Genomic DNA, 16,341 nt, shown 5'->3' with positions numbered 1-16,341 from the left:
AGCCCCGCCTGCGCGGGGTTGGCGCATCGGCATCGGCGCGCTGAAACGCGCGCCGATACGTCACTTCACGCTGACGAGCTGTACGTCGAAGACGACGGCCTGGTTCGGGCCGATCGGCGACTGCGGGGTGTTGCCGTAGGCCTTCTCGGGCGGCAGCACCACTTCCCAGCGCGAGCCGGACGGCATCTGCGCCAGCGCTTCGCGCAGGCCCACCAGCGGGATCTGGCTGAGCTTCATGCTCACCGGGCCGGGCTTCTGGCCTTCGGGCGGGCTGAAGGTGTCGACGAACGTCTGGCCTCCGGACGCCAGCGTGCCCTTGTAGTTGATCGACACTTCGCTGGCCTGGGTGGGCTTGGCACCGTTGCCGGTGGCAACCACGCGGTACTGCACGCCGCCGGGCAGCGTCTTCACGCCGGCCTTGGCCTTGTTCTGGGCGAGGAAGGCGTCGCTCTTGGCCTTGTTGGCCGCCGCAGCCTTGTCGAACTCCGCCTTGGCCTTGGCCATCTGGCGCTGCTGCATGTTCTGTACCGCGCTGCGCAGCTGGTCGACGGGAACCGCCGGCTCCTTCTTCGCATAGCCGTCCTGCACGGCCTTGATGACGGTGTTGACGTCGATCGATTCACCGCTTTCGACCAGGTTGCGGCCGAGGTCGTAACCGAGCGCATAGCTCAACTTGCCTTTCTCGGACGAGGTGTCCTGGGCCGAGGCAGTGCCGGCGACCAGGGTCAGGGCCGCGAGGGTGGCGGCGAGCAAACGCAACTTCATTCGGTGGATCTCCAGTGATTGGTCCGAAGTATGGGGTCCATCATGCAAGCGGGGCGGTCGAACCGCCCCATTTGGACGGGGTAGGATAACGGCCGCAGGGCTTAACCGCTACTGACGACCGCTTTCCGACCCGTACCGGCCCGGCAAGTTCCGCGCGCCGGCGCCCGCCTGCCCCGACGACTGCCCACGAGAGTGTCCCGATGCCCGACTCCCCGCTGCTGACCACCGACCATGACGCGATCCGCGTGATCACCGTCAACCGCCCGGACAAGCTGAATGCGCTCAATGCCGCTACCCTGGACGCGCTGCATGCTGCCTTCGACGCCGCGGCCGGCGACGATGCCATCCGCGTGGTAGTGCTGACCGGCGCCGGCCCGAAGGCGTTCGTCGCCGGCGCCGACATCGCCGAGATGTCGGGACTGACGCCGGTCCAGGGGCGCGATTTCTCGCAGCGCGGCCAGCGCATGATGCGGCGGGTGGAAAAGATGCCCAAGCCGGTGATCGCGATGGTCAACGGCTTCGCCCTGGGCGGCGGCCTGGAGCTGGCGATGTGCTGCCACCTGCGCATCGCCGCCGACACGGCCAAGGTCGGCCAGCCCGAGATCAACCTGGGCCTGGTCCCCGGCTTCGGCGGCACCCAGCGCCTGCTGCGGCTGGCCGGGCGCGCGGCGGTGCTGGAACTGTGCCTGACCGGCGCACCGATCGACGCGGCCCGCGCGCAGCAGCTGGGCATCGTCAACCGCGTGGTGCCGGCGGCCGAGCTCGAAGCCGAAACCATGAAGCTGGCCGCGCAGCTCGCCGCCGCGGCGCCGCTGGCGCTGCGCGGCATCCTCGACTGCGTCAACGTCGGCGCCGACTGCGCGCTGGAGGAGGCGATGGAGTACGAAGCCGCGCAGTTCGGCCTGGTGTTCTCCACCGGCGACATGCGCGAAGGCACGCGCGCCTTCCTCGAACGCCGCAAGCCGGAATTCAGCGGCCGCTGAGCCGCTCCGGCGCACCACCGGACCATGCTCCCGATCCGACGCCCCGTTGTTCAAGGACGCCCCGCTGCCAAGGCATGTCATCCCGAACGCAGTGAGGGATCTTCATGCTGCCGCGGCCAGGGCCTGTCGCAGCTCGTCCGCCACGCGTGGCACGAGGCATCGAGCACGCGATGACTCTCGTTGAAAGCCCTCCACTGGCCACCTGCCCGGCCTGCGGCTGCACCGATGCGGCGGGCGCGCAGGCGCACGCGATCGCAGCGGCACTGGCCGACGACGACCTGGACCGGGCGATGACGCTCGGCCTGCTCGAACCGGTCGCGTGCGGCATCTGCACGGGCGACTGCAGCGAGCGACTGCAGGAAGCACGCGAAGCGCGCCTGCGCGCACTGGCCGCACGCGAACGCTATCGCGCCCGCCAGGCGCGCCTCGAACGTCGCGCCGCCGAACGCGCCGCACGCCGCGCGCCTCCGCCGGCAACAGGCACAAGCGCCCCGTCCCTTCCCCCGGCAGCGGCGGCAGCGCTCGCCCGCGCCAAGGCCCGCGCGGCGGGCAAGTCGTGAGCACTGCACCGCGGGCCCCTCGCCGCAGCCGGAACCTGACGGCCGCGGAGATCCAGGAACTATTCGCGCGCCTGAAGGAACTCGACCCGAAGCCGACCACCGAACTGGTCTATTCGACGCCGTTCGAACTGCTCGTCGCGGTGATCCTCTCCGCGCAAGCCACCGACGTGGGCGTCAACAAGGCGACGCGGCGGCTGTTCCCGGTGGCGAACACGCCGGCGCAGCTGGCCAAACTCGGCGTGGAAGGCCTGAAGCCCCACATCTCCACCATCGGCCTGTACAACGCCAAGGCCGCGAACGTGGTGGCGATGTCACGGCAACTGCTCGACCTGCACGACGGCCAGGTGCCGCGCACGCGCGAAGCACTCGAAGCCCTGCCCGGCGTCGGCCGCAAGACCGCCAACGTGGTGCTCAACACCGCGTTCGGCGAACCGACCATTGCCGTGGACACGCACATCTTCCGCGTGTCCAACCGCACCGGGCTGGCGCGCGGCAAGGACGTGCGCGCGGTGGAGACACGGCTACTGAGGGTGGTTCCGGATGAGTACCGCCTCGACGCGCACCACTGGCTGATCCTGCACGGCCGCTACACCTGCAAGGCGCGCAAGCCGGACTGCCCCCACTGCGTGATCCGCGACCTGTGCCGTTTCCCGGACAAGACGCCCGGGTGAACCCCCGCCTGCCGCATCGCGGCGGGCGGGGCAAACGTCAACGCTGGGAAACCAGCGTCGCCGCGGAGTCGAGCGGCAGCACGGTCTTGCTCGAGAACCGCTGCATGTCCGGGCCGTCCCAGCTGCACTCGGACAGGCTCGTCTCCCTGCCCACGTAGCAGACAGGCCACAGCATCGTCGACGGCACGGCCTGGCCGGCGACAAGCTCCGGCGCGAATCGCCACTGCTGTGCGGCCGCGACCGCGGCGCCGGCCATCGGCCGGGAAATCCCGCTGGTGGTCGCCTGCACCACCGCGGCGTCAACCACCCCGTCGGCACCGACTTCGAGTTTCAGCACCACCATGCCCTCGCGCCCGGCGAGCTGGTCGCGCACCGGATAGTCGGGCTCCGTCAACGCCACCGGGGCCGGCCCGGTCGTTGCAGAGACGACTTCGAACCCCTCATCCGCAGTGGCTTCGGGCTGCACCACCACGCGCAGGTAGGTCAGCGTGGGAACGCCCTCGCCGGCATTGCTTCCGGAATGGAACAGCCAGCCCCGGATGTCGTGTTCGAGCGTCGCGCTGGTCGCGTCGGGCGTGAAGCCATATGGCGACAGGCTGGAAATCATGCCGTTGCCATCGAGCTCGAGCTCGTAGGTGTACACACTTTGCGGCACTTCCCCGGCTCCATCGCCCGGGGCCGCGAATGCAGTCCCCGACAGCACCAGTGCAATGGAAAGAAACATTGCGGTTTTCATCGCCCACTCCCCGCGCGCCTAGCGCAACTTGATGACGTGGCGATGACACCCTTTTTCGAATCGCCGTGGGTTACACCCTTATGACACGTTCGGTATTGATGGATGAACGGTCGAAATCAGGCGACGAACGGAAAACAATCTGCGGTTTCGCGCTGGAGGCGATCGCCGGAGGCGGTTGGGAAGTCCGTGTGATTCCCGCTTTCCGCGGGACTGACGAGCGAAAAGCTGTTTTTGTCACGATCTCAACGGTTCGCGTTCCCGTGAGTCTCAATCATCCAGGTCTGAGTTTCATAAGCACTCTCACGTAAAGTGCCAAGTCCACTCACCAAACTCTCTTCGCCATGCTGCAACCAGTCCAGTAGACCCAACATTTGCCCGTATCGCTATTGCCACATCCTTGAGTTCCCGCCTGCACAGCTTCCTCTACAGTGGGGCCATTTGCGGACTCCGCCCATTGGGTACTCACTACAACAGCAGCGCATTGATTCAAGAACTCAAGTCGCACGACACACATACCTCCCCCACGCTTCCGACATTCAGCAATAGCGGCATTCTTCGCCTTCCGCTTACTGGAGAAGTCCGTGACGATTCCAAAATTGCCAGCGCCATCCGAAGCAATAGCACCCCAGCTATCTTCCCATCGAACTTCCGGAATAGGTCGCACGTGAGAACGATGATCCTCAACGCTAGGATTGACCATCGATGAAGGGCCGCACTGTGCGCTGCCTGCGGCAACGCCTTGTGGGCAAGCCGTCTGCGCCACAGCGGCACTGCCTGTCATCAGCAACACCGCTGCGAGTAGAACCGCCTTCTTCACCTCATACCTCCGGTGATTTGAACCGCCCAACTCGCTCTGTAACCCGGGGAAAACCTCACTGACTTCCTCATGGCCCACTCTTCTCAAGTGAAGGCGCCTCCAGAAGGCTCGGGCGGCCCGCCCTCACCACACTCGCTTGGCCATGCTGCAACCGGCATAGAACACCCGACACTCCCCTTCGCCATTTGCTGTTCTGCAGCGCTGCATTGCTCTAGCAGTCGCTTCTTCTATCGTAGGTGCGCCAGATGCAAATGCATTCTCATCACTAGCCCCTACAGCTGCGCACTGATTCTTGAACACCAGGTTCACTGAACAGCCATCGCCCCCACGCCTGCGACACTCTTCGACCGCCGCTTTCTTTGCCGATCGCCTGCTAGGCAGGTCAGTAAGAATGCCGAATATGCCCTTGTTATCACTCGCTATCGCACCCCAACTGCTCTCCCATTTGATCTTTGGTACAGGCTGCACATAGTCAGCGGCGCTACCAGGATTGACCAAAGATGAGGGACCGCATTGGGCGCTGCCTGCCGCCACACCCTGGGGACATGCCGTTTGAGCGGACGCGAAGCCTGTCGCCAGAAAGAGCATCGTTGCAACCAAAAATCGAAGCCACATCTCAAGCCTCCGATGACTTGAAGTCCTTCCTGGGTAGAGTTTGCTGAGATACTGTTGAATCACCCGTACCACTAGCTAGGCGCACCAGAAGCATAGGAATCGAATCGCGGAGCGCCATCAGGACGCATTGACGAGGCCAGTGGCACTCCACCCGGACTCCCTCCATGCCCCGGCGGGTAGCTGTTGCCTCCACCCCATCGGCCGTTGCGGGAGGCCGAGGCGCCGCCGTCACTGCTGAAGGCCGTGTATGGCGTGAATGCACCCAGCATGCCCTGGAAGAAGGCGGTGGCCATGGGTGGGGCGGTCACGATCAGAGCGGTCAGGATCAGCCCCAGCCCTCCCTGCTGCAGCGCCATGCTGTTGATGCCCTCGGTGCTTGCGCCCGTATATCTGCCTACCCAGAAGGCAGTTGCGACCGCCAGCACCATCTTCAGCGCGATGGCCACCATCACGCTCATGCGCGCCAGCCGCTGGTCAGCTCGAAGTTCTCCTGCTTGATGTCCAGCACGACGACCGACTCGCGGTAATCAAGCAGGTTGGGAATGACCACGCCCACGCCCTTGCCCGAACGGGTCGGTGCGGCGAGGATCACGAACTGCTGCCCACCCAAGCGGACCAGGTTGCCGTTGAGCTTGCCGACGATCAGGCCGGTATCCGATTCCTTGAACATGCCGTGCCTGGCCAGGTCGCCGGCATTGGCGAAGCGCGCGTTCCCATGCAGGGACTTCTTCGACGGCTTGAGGATCAGGACCAGCAGCAGGACGCCGGCAAGCAGCGGCAAGCCGAACCCGAGATAGCCGGCCAGCCTGATCCGGCCGGCGTAGGGCGCGACCTGGGGCAGGTCGATCGCCCTGACGTAGCTGTAGTACGTCCCGAGTCCGGCCGCGTTGGTGTTGAGATCAAGGAACAGAAGCGCCAGGAATCCCGACAGATAGGCGCCTGCCGCCAGTGCAAGCGCGGCCACAAGCAGGGCGAAGCCGAGTTTCTTCTTTTCAAATTTCACGCAGATTCATCCCCGTCATTCGGGCGGTAACGGCGACGCCTAACGCCTAACGCGTAAGGCGCGTCCGGCGCCGCCGGGCTTTCAGTGGCGAGACGGATTCCCCGCCTTCGACCTGTTTTTCCATCCACGATCTCGCATCCTCCAACGTCCGCTCGTGGTGCAGGCGCGCGCCGGACATCGTCATGACTACGTAGGCGATGATCCGTTCGGGGTCGTACGTGTGGCCGTGCGTCAGCGCGACGAGCTGGTATCCGCCCTTGGTGAGGATGGGGTGCGCATGCTCGGTCATCGCGAAGCTCCATGTGCGTTGTTGCCATTGCGCGGCCCCCTGATTCCATCAGACATCAGCGACCACCGACGCGGTCCTGCGCGCTGTTGAATGCCACGCGGGCGATGCGGGTGCGGCGGATCCGGGTTCGTCCACTGGCACAGGCTCGTTTCCATTGACTTCTTCATCACCGGCGGCGGATACGCCTGGCGCGCCATGATCCCCTGCGCGCGGCAGGCCAGGCCCTCTGCCACGCCGCCCCAGCCACCATGCGATCGGCATCAGCATCGCGAATGCGGTAGCCAGCCATGGCCATGCACCGGCGCGGCTTGCCGGCCGCGCGGCGAGTTCCTTGTTTTTCAGCGCGAGCAATGCCTGTTGCTGCTGCTGCAGTTGGTCCAGTTCCGAAACGCGGGCCCGCAGTTCCATGATTTCCGCGTCCCGCGCGGTTTGCGGCTCGCCGGGTCCCGCAATGAACGCCTGCGGCTCGTCGAAACCTGCACCTGCACCGGCCGCGGCCGCTGGCTTTGGAAACAGCGCATCGTCCGGCCCCGGCGAGATTTCCAGGCGCGGCGCCGCGACGCGCGGTGCTTTCGTGGCAGGCGCCGTATCCGCGCCGTACGTTGTCGCCGGCGGCAGCGCCGCGGGCTGTGGAGGAACGGGCCTGCCTTCGCGCCAGCTGCGTATCTGCTCGCGCACCATCGCCGTTGCTTCGGCGGCGGAGTACCGGGACAACTCCTCCGGCTGCGGTGCGCGCAGGATCGCGCCGCGCCGGAGCAGGTTGATGTTGCCGGCGATGAACGCATCGGGATTGACGCGAAGCAGGGCCAGCATGGCCTGGTTCAAGGTATGCCGGTCATCGGCGAAAGTGCCGGCGATCGCCGACAGCGTGTCTCCTGCCCGGATCGGACCGTAGTCGCCGGACTCCGGCTTTCGTCCCTGCCCTGCCTCGTGCCGACTGGGTGGCGCAGGCTGTGCCGCGGGCGCAACCGGCTTCGCGGCGGCCGGCACCGGCGCCACGGCCGGCGCGGCCAGCGGGATCGGTGCCGCCGCTGCGCCAACAGCGCTTGGCGCGGTCACGTCGGCTGCCTGCACATCGGTTGCCAGCGGGATCGCCGACGAAATCGCCGTCGGCCCCGGCGCGCGCATGATCGTGTTCGGCATTGCCATCCGAGGCGCTTCGATACGCGGCGGCATCGGCGAGGCCAGCGTGTCCGGGGCGGAAAGCGACAGGGAGTACTCGCGCACCATCCGCCCTTCGCCCCAATCGACCTGGACGAGGAACGTCAGGAAGTCGCGCTCGACGGGCACCGTGCTTGTCACCCGGATAACGGGCTTGCCGCGCGCGTCGCGCGCCAGCCGGAACTGCAGGCTGGCCACCACGCCGCGCGGTCGTTCCAGGCCGATGCGCGCGAACGTCGCCGGCGATGCCAGCCGCGCCTGCAACTTCTGCAGTTCGGACGAGTCCGCGGATACGACCGGAATCTCGGCCAGCAGCGGCTGCCCGATCCCGGATTTGACTTCGATGCGGTCAAGTTCCAGCGCGGATACCGGCAACGACACGGCCAGCGCGGCAAACGCGAACAACGACATTCTTCGCAGCATCCTGGCCACGTCCCCGATTCGTCCTTGCCTGCACTGTAAGCGGCAGCAAGCGAGGGTTTCAAGCCGGAGGCGGCGCGCAGCGTGACCGTGCGCACATTCGCGCAACCAGTGCTGCGGCTATTCCCTGCCCCTTGCCGCACTACGCCACGGTCGTCCATCCCATCGAAACACCAGCAAGTACACCCCCACCGTCCACACCAGTGCGGCCGCCCACCCGGCGAGGATGTCGGACGGGTAATGCACGCCCAGGTACACGCGCGACAGGCCGACCATCGGCACGAACACCGCCATCGCCGCGACCACCGGCCAGCGCCAGCGGGTGGGCCAGGCCAGCAGGATGAGCATGGCGGCCAGCGTCATCGAGCCCATCGCGTGGCCGCTGGGGAAGCTGAAGTTGTGCTCTGGCGCAATCGACTCCCACAGACTGGGCCGCTCGCGTGCGAAGGCCTGCTTGGCGACGATGTTGAGCAGGCCGGAGCCGCCGGTGGCGGCCGCGACGAACACGCTTTCGCGGTAGCGGCGGCGCAGGGCCAGGCCCAGCACCAGGATGATGTCGGCCGGCACCACGCCGTACTGGTAGCCGATCGCGGAGAAGAACAGGAACAGCTGGTCGAACCCGGAATTCGCCATCTGGCTGGCGGCAAGCAGGATGGGCTGGTCGAACGGGAAGCCCTCGCCCTCGCGCACTTCGTCGGCCAACTCGGCGAATCCCCAAAGCGGCAGCAGCAGCCCGGCGAACAGCAGCGCCAGCGACCAGCCGTGGCGGCGCAGGAAGGAGGCACCGACGCGGGCGTCTTCGCGCAGCGCCTTCGAAGGGCGTTCGACGGGTGATTCAGGCCGGCTCGGCGGCATGACCGTAGCGCCGCTCGACGTAGTCGTCGACCAGCGCGACGAACTCATGCGCGATGTTCTCGCCACGCAGGGTCACGGACTTCTGGCCGTCGATGAACACCGGCGCGGCCGGCGCCTCGCCGGTGCCGGGAAGCGAGATGCCGATGTCGGCGTGCCGCGATTCGCCGGGGCCGTTGACCACGCAACCCATCACCGCCAGCGTCAGGTGCTCGGCGCCGGGGTGGGTGACCTTCCACTCGGGCATCTTCGCGCGCACGTGTTCCTGCACGACCTTGGCCAGCTCCTGGAAGAACTCGCTGGTGGTGCGGCCGCAGCCCGGGCACGCGGTGACCATCGGCGTGAACGCACGCAGGCCCATCGTCTGCAGCAGCTCCTGCGCGACGACGACTTCCTGCGTGCGCGGCGCGCCGGGTTCGGGCGTGAGCGAGATGCGGATGGTGTCGCCGATGCCTTCCTGCATCAGCACGGCGAGCGCAGCACTTGAGGCCACGATGCCCTTGCTGCCGATGCCGGCTTCGGTGAGGCCCAGGTGCAGGGCAAAGTCGGAGCGTTGGGCGAGGTCGCGGTACACGGCGATCAGCTCCTGCACGCCGCTGACCTTGCAGCTGAGGATGATGCGCTCGGCGGGCAGGCCGAGGTCGACGGCGCGCGCCGCCGAGTCCAGCGCCGAGCGGATCAGCGCCTCGCGCAGCACGCGGCCGGCGTCCCAGGGTTCGGGGCGGCTTGCGTTCTCGTCCATCAGCTGCGCGGCGAGCGACTGGTCGAGCGAGCCCCAGTTGGCGCCGATGCGCACCGGCTTGCCGTACTGCAGCGCGAACTCGATCAGCTGCGCGAACTGGGTGTCGCGCTTCTTGCCGAAACCGACGTTGCCCGGGTTGATGCGGTACTTGGCCAGCGCCCGCGCACAGGCCGGCTCGTTGGCGAGCAGCTGGTGGCCGTTGTAGTGGAAGTCGCCGATCACCGGCACCTCGATGCCCATCATCGCCAGCTTCTCGACGATGCGCGGCACGGCGGCGGCGGACTCGGGGTTGTTGACGGTGATGCGGACCAGCTCCGAGCCGGCGCGCCACAGGTCGGCGACCTGCTTCACGGTCGAGGCGACATCGGCGGTGTCGGTGTTGGTCATCGACTGCACCACCACCGGCGCGTCGCCGCCGACGGCCACGCCGCCTATCCTCACCTGGCGCGTGGGCCGGCGTGGCGCGGGGCCGAAGGCCCAGTCGGACAGCGGCTGGACGACGGCGTGGCGGGCGGCAGGATCTGCGTTCATGCGGGCCATTTTAGTCGGTCTGGATGCCTGCGGCGGCACGGTTCGCCGTTCCGCGACCGCGTTGTCCGCCCCACCCCCGACGCGGGCGCAACGCTGCATACCGGCCGTGGCGGCGTATCGGCGCTTCCCGAAGGGCGATCCGCCCCCATGTTCTTCTTCCACCAGCGCGAGGAACCGCCATGCCGCAGGCCATCTCCACCATCCCCACCCGCGACGGCAGCCGCCTGATCAAGCGCCTGTGCACGCACTGGGCGCACAAGCTCGAGGTCAGCTTCGACGAGACGACGGCGCGGGTCGTCTTCGATGCCGACACCATCACCCACCTCAACGCCCGCCCCGACGCCCTCGAGGCCCGCATCGACGCACTCGACGACGCCAGGCTGGCGCAGATCCAGGACGTCGTGGCCTCGCACCTGCTGCGCATGGCGCGCGGTGAGACGCTGGAGATCACCTGGGACGCCGCGGCCTGAGACCCGTCACGGGTATCCTGCGCGCATGCCCGCGCCAGCTTCCGACAACGTCCTCAGCCCCAGCCAGCTCAACGCGCTGGCGCGCAGCCTGCTGGAGGACGCCTTCCCGCTGGTGCTGGTCGAGGGCGAGATCGGCAACCTGGCGCGGCCGGCATCCGGGCACATCTACCTCACCCTCAAGGACGCGCGCGCGCAGGTGCGCTGCGCGCTGTTCAAGCCCAAGAGCCAATGGCTGCGGTTCCAGCCGCGCGACGGCATGCGGGTGCTGGTACGCGGGCGGCTGACGCTGTACGAGGCGCGCGGCGACTACCAGCTGATCCTCGACTCCCTGGAAGAAGCCGGGGAAGGCGCGCTGCGGCGGGCGTTCGAGGAACTGAAGGCGAAGCTGCAGGCCGAGGGCCTGTTCGACGCGGGACGCAAGCGTCCCCTGCCCGCCTGGGTCCGCCGGCTCGGCGTATTGACCTCGCCCTCGGGCGCCGCGGTGCGCGACGTGCTCAGCGTGCTGGCGCGGCGCTTCCCGCTGCTGGACGTGGAAGTGCTGCCCGTTCCCGTTCAGGGCGATGCGGCTGCGGCGCAGATCACGGCGATGCTGCGGCGCGCCGGCGCCAGCGACCGTTACGACGCGCTGCTGCTGGCGCGCGGAGGCGGTTCGCTGGAAGACCTCTGGGCGTTCAACGATGAAGCGCTGGCGCGGGCGATTGCCGCCTCGCCGGTGCCGGTGGTGTCGGCGGTCGGGCACGAGACCGACTTCACCCTCGCCGACTTCGCCGCCGACCTGCGCGCGCCGACGCCCTCGGTGGCCGCCGAACTGCTGGTGCCCGAACGCGGCGACCTGCGCACGCGCCTGCGCGACCAGCACCGGCGCCTGCAGGCGCAGCACTTACGCCGGCTGCGCGACGCCATGCAGCGCACCGACCGCGCCGCGCTGCGGCTCAACGCGCTGCGGCCGCAGGCCCGGCTGCAGCAGCTGCGCACGCGCCAGCTGGCGGCGATGCAGCGGCTGGAACACGCCCTGCGCGCGCGCCGCGACGCCCGCATCGCCCGCCTGCGCCATGCCGAGGCCGTCCTGCGTGCGATGCAGCCGGGCCGTCGCCTGGCCGCGCTGCGCGACCGCCTGGCCACGCTGCAGCCCCGGCCGCAGGCCGCCGTCGTCCGCCAGCTGCAGCGCAACGCACTGCGCCTGCGCGGGCTGGCGCGATCGCTGGAAGCGGTGAACCCGCTGGCCACGGTGGCGCGCGGCTACGCCATCGTGCAGCACGATGATGGGCGCGTGGTGCGCAGCGTCGGCGACGCGAAGGTGGGCGACCACCTTGAAGCGCGGCTGGCCGACGGCGCGCTGCAGGTGCGCGTCGAGAACAGCGACGCCTCCTGACGTTCCCGCATTCGCAGGCGCGGCGGCTTTTGCCCCTCCCCCTGCGAAGGCAGGGGGAGGCTGGGAGGGGGTGTCCACGGTTCGCTGCAATGTCAAAGGCACCCCTCCCCAGCCTTCGCATGGGAGGGAGCCAGGCAATGCGCGGTTTCCGCCGCTCCCACGAGAGCATCACAGGTTGTTGCCACGGGGCGTTAACGCCGCGCGCGGGATGCTGGAGGCAAAGGAGATCGTGATGCTCGACAAGTCCTACCCCTATTACATCGCCGGCAAGGCGATCGCGGCCAACACCGATCTGGATGTGCTGGACAAGTATTCCGGCAAGCGCGCCACACGGGTGGCGTTTGCGAACACGGCCGCGGTGCGCAAGGCCATCGCCGCCGCCACGAAGGCGGCGCCGGCGATGGCGGCGTTCCCGCACGACGCACGCCGCGACGTGCTCGAACACTGCGTCGCCCGCTTCACCGAGCGCCATGAGGAACTGGCGCTTGCCCTGTGCATCGAAGCCGGCAAGCCGATCCGCGACGCGCGCGGCGAGGTCACGCGCCTGGTCGACACCTTCCGCATCGCCGCGGGCGAAGCCACGCGCCTGGGCGGCGAAGTGATCGACATGGAAATCTCCAGGCGCACGCGCGGCTATCGCGGCATGGCCAAGCGCGTCCCGATCGGGCCATGCGCGTTCATCACGCCGTTCAACTTCCCGCTCAACCTGGTCGCGCACAAGGTGGCACCTGCGATCGCCGCCGGCTGCCCGTTCGTGCTCAAGCCCGCGGCGAAGACTCCGGTCGGGGCGCTGATCATCGGCGCGGTGCTCGCCGAAACCGACCTGCCGAAGGGCGCGTTCTCGATCCTGCCCTGCAGCAATGACGACGCCAGCCTGCTGGTCGAGGACGATCGCATCCGCCTGCTCAGCTTCACCGGCGGCCTGGTCGGCTGGGACCTGAAGGCCCGCGCCGGCAAGAAGAAGGTGGTGCTGGAACTGGGCGGCAATGCGGCGTGCATCGTCGACGACGACCCGGGGCTCGACCTCGACGCGGTGGTCGAACGCATCGTCTTCGGCGCCTATTACCAGTCCGGGCAGAGCTGCATCGGCGTGCAGCGCATCTTCGCCCACGCCGATGTCTACGCGCAGCTGCGGCGCAAGCTCAAAGTCGCGGTGGCGAAGCTGGTGATGGGCGATCCGCGCAAGGAGAAGACCTTCGTCGGGCCGATGATCGACGAGGACGCGGCCATCCGCGTGGAGTCGTGGATCAATGTGGCGCGCAAGGGCGGCGCGAAGTTGCTCGCCGGCGGTGCGCGCGAGGGCAACATGTTGCCGGCAACCCTGCTGGAGAACGTGCCGCACGATGCGGACCTGTACCGCAAGGAGGCCTTCGGGCCGGTTGCCGGCATGGAATCATTCGACGACTTCGACGATGCGCTGGCGCGCGTCAACGACAGCGACTTCGGCCTGCAGGCCGGCGTGTTCACCGGTCGGCTGGCGCACGCGATGCGGGCCTGGGACCGGCTCGAGGTCGGCGGCGTGGTCATCGGCGACGTGCCCAGCTTCCGCGTCGACAACATGCCCTACGGCGGCATCAAGGACTCGGGACTCGGCCGCGAGGGCGTGCGCTACGCGATCGAGGACATGACCGAGCAGCGGCTGCTGGTCATCCGCGATCCCTGACCGCCCCGCGCCTGCTCAGCGCAGCCACAGCGACAGCCCGTAGAACCCCAGCGAGACCACGACGTAGGCGGCCTCGACAAGGCGCCTGCGCGCGGGGTTGTAGCGCGAGCGCGTGACGTCCAGCAGCAACTGCCTGAGCAGGAACGTGTACAGCACGTAGTAAAGCACCGGGACGACGTGCACGTAGGCCGGGTAGTCGTCGACGTTGCGGCCGAACAGGCCGAGGATCCAGCCGATCTGGCTGTAGATGCCCAGGATGCCGAGCGCGGCGTTGATGAACATCCACGTGACCTGCTCGCGGCCGAAGATCGCGAAGTAGAAGACCAGGTAGACGACGATCGCGATCCCGCCGTGCATGTACAGGAACACCGGGTCGCCCACGGCGTACGCGAGCACGAAGCCGGCGATGCCGAACATCAGCATGTGGATGAGGAAGAACGGATAGACGAAGAGCTTCGGCAGGCCCGCCGCCGGTCGGCCCCGCCGCTGTGCCACCGCTGCCGCATCACCCGCCCGCTTTCCCATCTGCCGCCCCCGGATTCCGTCGCGCCGCATCGTACGCGACACGTCCGGCCCGGGCGACCGGTCTCCAGCCCTGGCAGGAACCACGGGCGGGATGCGCACTCGCGATAACCCCATTGCCGCGGCCGGGCCGTTTTCCCACCCGACCACCACGGGAGACACCCATGCAACGCCATGCACTCGCCAGCGCCCTGCCCTGCATCCTCGCCCTGTCCGCCTGCAGCACCGTCGGCGACGAACAGGCGTCGTCTCAGCCAGCGACCGCCGCCCCGCCGCCGCCTGTCGCGGCCGAAATCACGGCGGGCGCCACGCTGGACGCGATCTCGGTGACCGGTTCCCGCCAGAAGGCCGTGGCGTTCGCGCCGCCCGCGGCCATGCGCGCCATGGCGCTGCCGCCGGGCCACTGGCAGCCGGCCAACAGGGAAAACTACGCCGCACACGAGGACAACCCAGTGCATCGCACCAGCGAGCAGCCGGTGTCCACCTTCTCCATCGACGTCGACACCGGCAGCTACGCCAACGTGCGCCGGATGCTGCACGACGGCGCGCGACCGCCCGCCGACTCGGTGCGCGCGGAGGAGATGATCAACTATTTCCGCTACGGCCACCCCGCGCCCGCCTCACTGGACGTGCCCTTCCGCGTGACCACCGAGCTGGCACCGGCGCCGTGGAACGGCAAGCGCCAGCTGCTGATGATCGGCATCAAGGGCTACGAGGTGCCGAATGCGACGCTGCCGCCGGCCAACCTCGTGCTGCTGCTCGACACCTCCGGCTCGATGAACAGCCCGGACAAGCTGCCGCTGCTCAGGCAGTCGATGAAGCAGCTGGTCAACCAGCTGCGGCCACAGGACCACGTATCGATCGTGGTCTATGCCGGCTCGGCCGGGCTGGTGCTGCCGCCGACGCCCGGCGACCGTGGCGGCGAGATCCTGGCGGCGCTCGACCGTCTCCACGCCGGCGGCAGCACCAACGGCGGCGACGGCATCCGGCTGGCCTACGCGATGGCGAAGCAGGGCTACGTCGAGGGCGGCGTCAACCGCGTGATCCTGGCCACCGACGGCGACTTCAACGTCGGCACCGTCGACCAGGGCGCGCTGGAAACACTGGTCGCCGACCAGCGCAAGGCCGGCATCGCCCTGACCACGCTCGGCTTCGGCCGCGGCAACTACAACGACGCGCTGGCCGAGCAGCTGGCCGACATCGGCGACGGCAACCACGCCTACATCGACAGCCTCGCCGAGGCGCGCAAGGTGCTGGTGCAGCAGATGGGCTCGACGCTGCTGACGATCGCCCGCGACGTGAAGATCCAGGTCGAGTTCAATCCCGCGGTGGTCTCCGAGTACCGCCTGATCGGCTACGAGAACCGCGTGCTGCGCAACGAGGACTTCGCCAACGACAAGGTCGACGCGGGCGACATCGGCGCCGGGCATGAGGTCACCGCGCTGTACGAGATCACGCCGGTCGGTTCGGGCGCCGAACAGCTGCCGGCGCTGCGGTACGGCGCCGCGTCGCCGCCGCCGGATGCACGCGCCGGGGAAGTCGCGCACCTGCGCCTGCGCTACAAGCGCCCGGGCGAGGAAGACAGCCGCCTGATCACCACCCCGATCGCACGCGCTTCGCTGCGCGCCGCACCCAGCGACACCCTGCGCTTCGCCGCCACGGTCGCCGCCTACGCCGACGCCCTGCGCGGCGGCAGCCGCATCGGCGACTGGAGCTGGGACGACATCGCGCGCAGCGCAAAAATGTCGAACGCGGGCGATCCGCAGCGGGCGGAGTTCATCGGCCTGGTCGAGACGGCGCGGGTGCTGGTCGAGAGCGACCGGCGCGAAGCGGCAGTGGCGGATTAGGCTCGAAAAGCATGTCGGGGGCGTAGCCCCGACCTACGATGCGGTTCAAGTTGAAGTTGATCTTGGTCTTGATCCTGATTTCGACCTTGATCTTGACCTTGATCTCCGGGGCCCCTCCGGAGCGGCGGAGCCGGCGGACAAGACCCGAAGGGCGCCGCACAGGGATGTGCGGCGTTTTTCGCAGGGGCAGGATGCCCCTTCGAAAAATCCCGCCGGCTTCGCGAACCCGATGCATAGCATCGGGCGCGAAGGCGGGGTGTGCTTTCTTTGCGCCAGGTTTCTTTGCACAAGCAAAGAAAGGTGGCTCGCGCCGTCACGGCGC

The 16,341-nt window shown here is 68.2% G+C and carries 17 protein-coding genes and 1 pseudogene; 7 read left to right on the top strand and 11 right to left on the bottom strand.

What is annotated here, in order from left to right:
• Window positions 1-60: 60 nt before the first annotated feature.
• Window positions 61-765, bottom strand: coding sequence for an FKBP-type peptidyl-prolyl cis-trans isomerase N-terminal domain-containing protein (locus ACFONC_RS03550; protein WP_386742337.1), 705 nt, complete (start codon window positions 763-765; stop codon window positions 61-63).
• A 200-nt stretch (window positions 766-965) separates the two neighbouring features.
• Here ACFONC_RS03550 and ACFONC_RS03545 point away from each other — a divergent pair, with 200 nt between their 5' ends.
• The 3 genes from ACFONC_RS03545 to nth all read left to right on the top strand — a co-directional run bounded on the left by ACFONC_RS03545 (window position 966) and on the right by nth (window position 2,979).
• Complete coding sequence (locus tag ACFONC_RS03545; protein ID WP_386742336.1) at window positions 966-1,748, top strand: enoyl-CoA hydratase/isomerase family protein; 783 nt, start codon at window positions 966-968, stop codon at window positions 1,746-1,748.
• A gap of 170 nt (window positions 1,749-1,918) precedes the next feature.
• On the top strand, window positions 1,919-2,308 hold the full coding sequence (locus ACFONC_RS03540; protein ID WP_386742335.1) for a hypothetical protein: 390 nt from the start codon (window positions 1,919-1,921) through the stop codon (window positions 2,306-2,308).
• Window positions 2,305-2,979 carry an endonuclease III gene (gene nth / locus ACFONC_RS03535; protein WP_386742333.1) on the top strand — a complete coding sequence of 225 codons (675 nt, stop codon included), beginning with the start codon at window positions 2,305-2,307 and terminating at the stop codon, window positions 2,977-2,979. Before ACFONC_RS03540 ends, nth begins: the two co-directional genes overlap by 4 nt.
• A gap of 37 nt (window positions 2,980-3,016) precedes the next feature.
• On the opposite strand, the gene ACFONC_RS03530 is transcribed toward nth, so the two are convergent.
• The 9 genes and pseudogenes from ACFONC_RS03530 to ispG form a co-directional block, all read right to left on the bottom strand.
• Entirely contained in the window at window positions 3,017-3,715 is a 699-nt protein-coding gene (locus tag ACFONC_RS03530) for a TonB family protein (RefSeq protein WP_386742332.1), read from the bottom strand.
• A gap of 322 nt (window positions 3,716-4,037) precedes the next feature.
• Window positions 4,038-4,415, bottom strand: coding sequence for a DUF4189 domain-containing protein (locus tag ACFONC_RS03525; RefSeq protein WP_386743048.1), 378 nt, complete (start codon window positions 4,413-4,415; stop codon window positions 4,038-4,040).
• A gap of 240 nt (window positions 4,416-4,655) precedes the next feature.
• Window positions 4,656-5,120, bottom strand: coding sequence for a DUF4189 domain-containing protein (locus tag ACFONC_RS03520; RefSeq protein ID WP_386743047.1), 465 nt, complete (start codon window positions 5,118-5,120; stop codon window positions 4,656-4,658).
• A 98-nt stretch (window positions 5,121-5,218) separates the two neighbouring features.
• Entirely contained in the window at window positions 5,219-5,605 is a 387-nt protein-coding gene (locus ACFONC_RS03515; protein WP_386742330.1) for a hypothetical protein, read from the bottom strand.
• Window positions 5,605-6,150: pseudogene (locus tag ACFONC_RS03510) on the bottom strand (type IV secretory system conjugative DNA transfer family protein); the annotation flags it as partial. The gene ACFONC_RS03515 and the pseudogene ACFONC_RS03510, both read right to left, overlap by 1 nt.
• A gap of 46 nt (window positions 6,151-6,196) precedes the next feature.
• Window positions 6,197-6,439 carry a hypothetical protein gene (locus tag ACFONC_RS03505; RefSeq protein ID WP_386742329.1) on the bottom strand — a complete coding sequence of 81 codons (243 nt, stop codon included), beginning with the start codon at window positions 6,437-6,439 and terminating at the stop codon, window positions 6,197-6,199.
• Window positions 6,440-6,487: 48 nt separating this feature from the next.
• A complete protein-coding gene (locus ACFONC_RS03500) occupies window positions 6,488-8,011 on the bottom strand; it encodes a type IV pilus assembly protein FimV (protein ID WP_386742328.1) in 1,524 nt (507 codons plus the stop codon).
• A gap of 129 nt (window positions 8,012-8,140) precedes the next feature.
• A complete protein-coding gene (locus ACFONC_RS03495) occupies window positions 8,141-8,875 on the bottom strand; it encodes a phosphatase PAP2 family protein (RefSeq protein WP_386742327.1) in 735 nt (244 codons plus the stop codon).
• A complete protein-coding gene (gene ispG, locus ACFONC_RS03490; protein WP_386742326.1) occupies window positions 8,856-10,145 on the bottom strand; it encodes a flavodoxin-dependent (E)-4-hydroxy-3-methylbut-2-enyl-diphosphate synthase in 1,290 nt (429 codons plus the stop codon). The genes ACFONC_RS03495 and ispG overlap by 20 nt, the downstream gene beginning before the upstream one ends.
• Before the next feature lie 179 nt (window positions 10,146-10,324).
• Between ispG and ACFONC_RS03485 the strand changes: the two genes are divergently transcribed.
• The 3 genes from ACFONC_RS03485 to ACFONC_RS03475 all read left to right on the top strand — a co-directional run bounded on the left by ACFONC_RS03485 (window position 10,325) and on the right by ACFONC_RS03475 (window position 13,650).
• Window positions 10,325-10,615 (top strand): DUF2218 domain-containing protein, encoded by a 291-nt coding sequence (locus ACFONC_RS03485; RefSeq protein ID WP_386742325.1) that lies wholly within the window; start codon window positions 10,325-10,327, stop codon window positions 10,613-10,615.
• Window positions 10,616-10,640: 25 nt separating this feature from the next.
• Window positions 10,641-11,987 carry an exodeoxyribonuclease VII large subunit gene (gene xseA / locus ACFONC_RS03480; RefSeq protein ID WP_386742324.1) on the top strand — a complete coding sequence of 449 codons (1,347 nt, stop codon included), beginning with the start codon at window positions 10,641-10,643 and terminating at the stop codon, window positions 11,985-11,987.
• Between the two features lie 232 nt (window positions 11,988-12,219).
• Window positions 12,220-13,650, top strand: a complete 1,431-nt coding sequence (locus ACFONC_RS03475; RefSeq protein WP_386742323.1) for an aldehyde dehydrogenase family protein — start codon at window positions 12,220-12,222, stop codon at window positions 13,648-13,650.
• A 15-nt stretch (window positions 13,651-13,665) separates the two neighbouring features.
• On the opposite strand, the gene ACFONC_RS03470 is transcribed toward ACFONC_RS03475, so the two are convergent.
• Window positions 13,666-14,145, bottom strand: coding sequence for a hypothetical protein (locus tag ACFONC_RS03470; RefSeq protein ID WP_386742322.1), 480 nt, complete (start codon window positions 14,143-14,145; stop codon window positions 13,666-13,668).
• A gap of 191 nt (window positions 14,146-14,336) precedes the next feature.
• Between ACFONC_RS03470 and ACFONC_RS03465 the strand changes: the two genes are divergently transcribed.
• Window positions 14,337-16,019, top strand: a complete 1,683-nt coding sequence (locus ACFONC_RS03465) for a vWA domain-containing protein (RefSeq protein WP_386742321.1) — start codon at window positions 14,337-14,339, stop codon at window positions 16,017-16,019.
• Window positions 16,020-16,341 lie beyond the last annotated feature (322 nt).

Source organism: Luteimonas soli (assembly GCF_042648865.1).
Lineage (GTDB): Bacteria > Pseudomonadota > Gammaproteobacteria > Xanthomonadales > Xanthomonadaceae > Luteimonas > Luteimonas soli.
The sequence above is the reverse complement of the archived record's forward strand: the minus strand, read 5'-3'. Positions and strand labels throughout refer to the sequence as shown.

Excerpts from the sequence above, each read along its gene's own strand:
- ispG (WP_386742326.1), bottom strand. The coding sequence starts at position 10,145 with ATGAACGCAGATCCTGCCGCCCGCCACGCCGTCGTCCAGCCGCTGTCC.
- ACFONC_RS03485 (WP_386742325.1), top strand. The coding sequence starts at position 10,325 with ATGCCGCAGGCCATCTCCACCATCCCCACCCGCGACGGCAGCCGCCTG.
- ACFONC_RS03515 (WP_386742330.1), bottom strand. The coding sequence starts at position 5,605 with ATGAGCGTGATGGTGGCCATCGCGCTGAAGATGGTGCTGGCGGTCGCA.
- ACFONC_RS03530 (WP_386742332.1), bottom strand. The coding sequence starts at position 3,715 with ATGAAAACCGCAATGTTTCTTTCCATTGCACTGGTGCTGTCGGGGACT.
- ACFONC_RS03500 (WP_386742328.1), bottom strand. The coding sequence starts at position 8,011 with ATGTCGTTGTTCGCGTTTGCCGCGCTGGCCGTGTCGTTGCCGGTATCC.
- ACFONC_RS03520 (WP_386743047.1), bottom strand. The coding sequence starts at position 5,120 with ATGCTCTTTCTGGCGACAGGCTTCGCGTCCGCTCAAACGGCATGTCCC.
- ACFONC_RS03525 (WP_386743048.1), bottom strand. The coding sequence starts at position 4,415 with ATGGTCAATCCTAGCGTTGAGGATCATCGTTCTCACGTGCGACCTATT.
- ACFONC_RS03545 (WP_386742336.1), top strand. The coding sequence starts at position 966 with ATGCCCGACTCCCCGCTGCTGACCACCGACCATGACGCGATCCGCGTG.
- ACFONC_RS03540 (WP_386742335.1), top strand. The coding sequence starts at position 1,919 with ATGACTCTCGTTGAAAGCCCTCCACTGGCCACCTGCCCGGCCTGCGGC.
- ACFONC_RS03550 (WP_386742337.1), bottom strand. The coding sequence starts at position 765 with ATGAAGTTGCGTTTGCTCGCCGCCACCCTCGCGGCCCTGACCCTGGTC.
- ACFONC_RS03495 (WP_386742327.1), bottom strand. The coding sequence starts at position 8,875 with ATGCCGCCGAGCCGGCCTGAATCACCCGTCGAACGCCCTTCGAAGGCG.
- ACFONC_RS03475 (WP_386742323.1), top strand. The coding sequence starts at position 12,220 with ATGCTCGACAAGTCCTACCCCTATTACATCGCCGGCAAGGCGATCGCG.
- ACFONC_RS03465 (WP_386742321.1), top strand. The coding sequence starts at position 14,337 with ATGCAACGCCATGCACTCGCCAGCGCCCTGCCCTGCATCCTCGCCCTG.
- ACFONC_RS03505 (WP_386742329.1), bottom strand. The coding sequence starts at position 6,439 with ATGACCGAGCATGCGCACCCCATCCTCACCAAGGGCGGATACCAGCTC.
- xseA (WP_386742324.1), top strand. The coding sequence starts at position 10,641 with ATGCCCGCGCCAGCTTCCGACAACGTCCTCAGCCCCAGCCAGCTCAAC.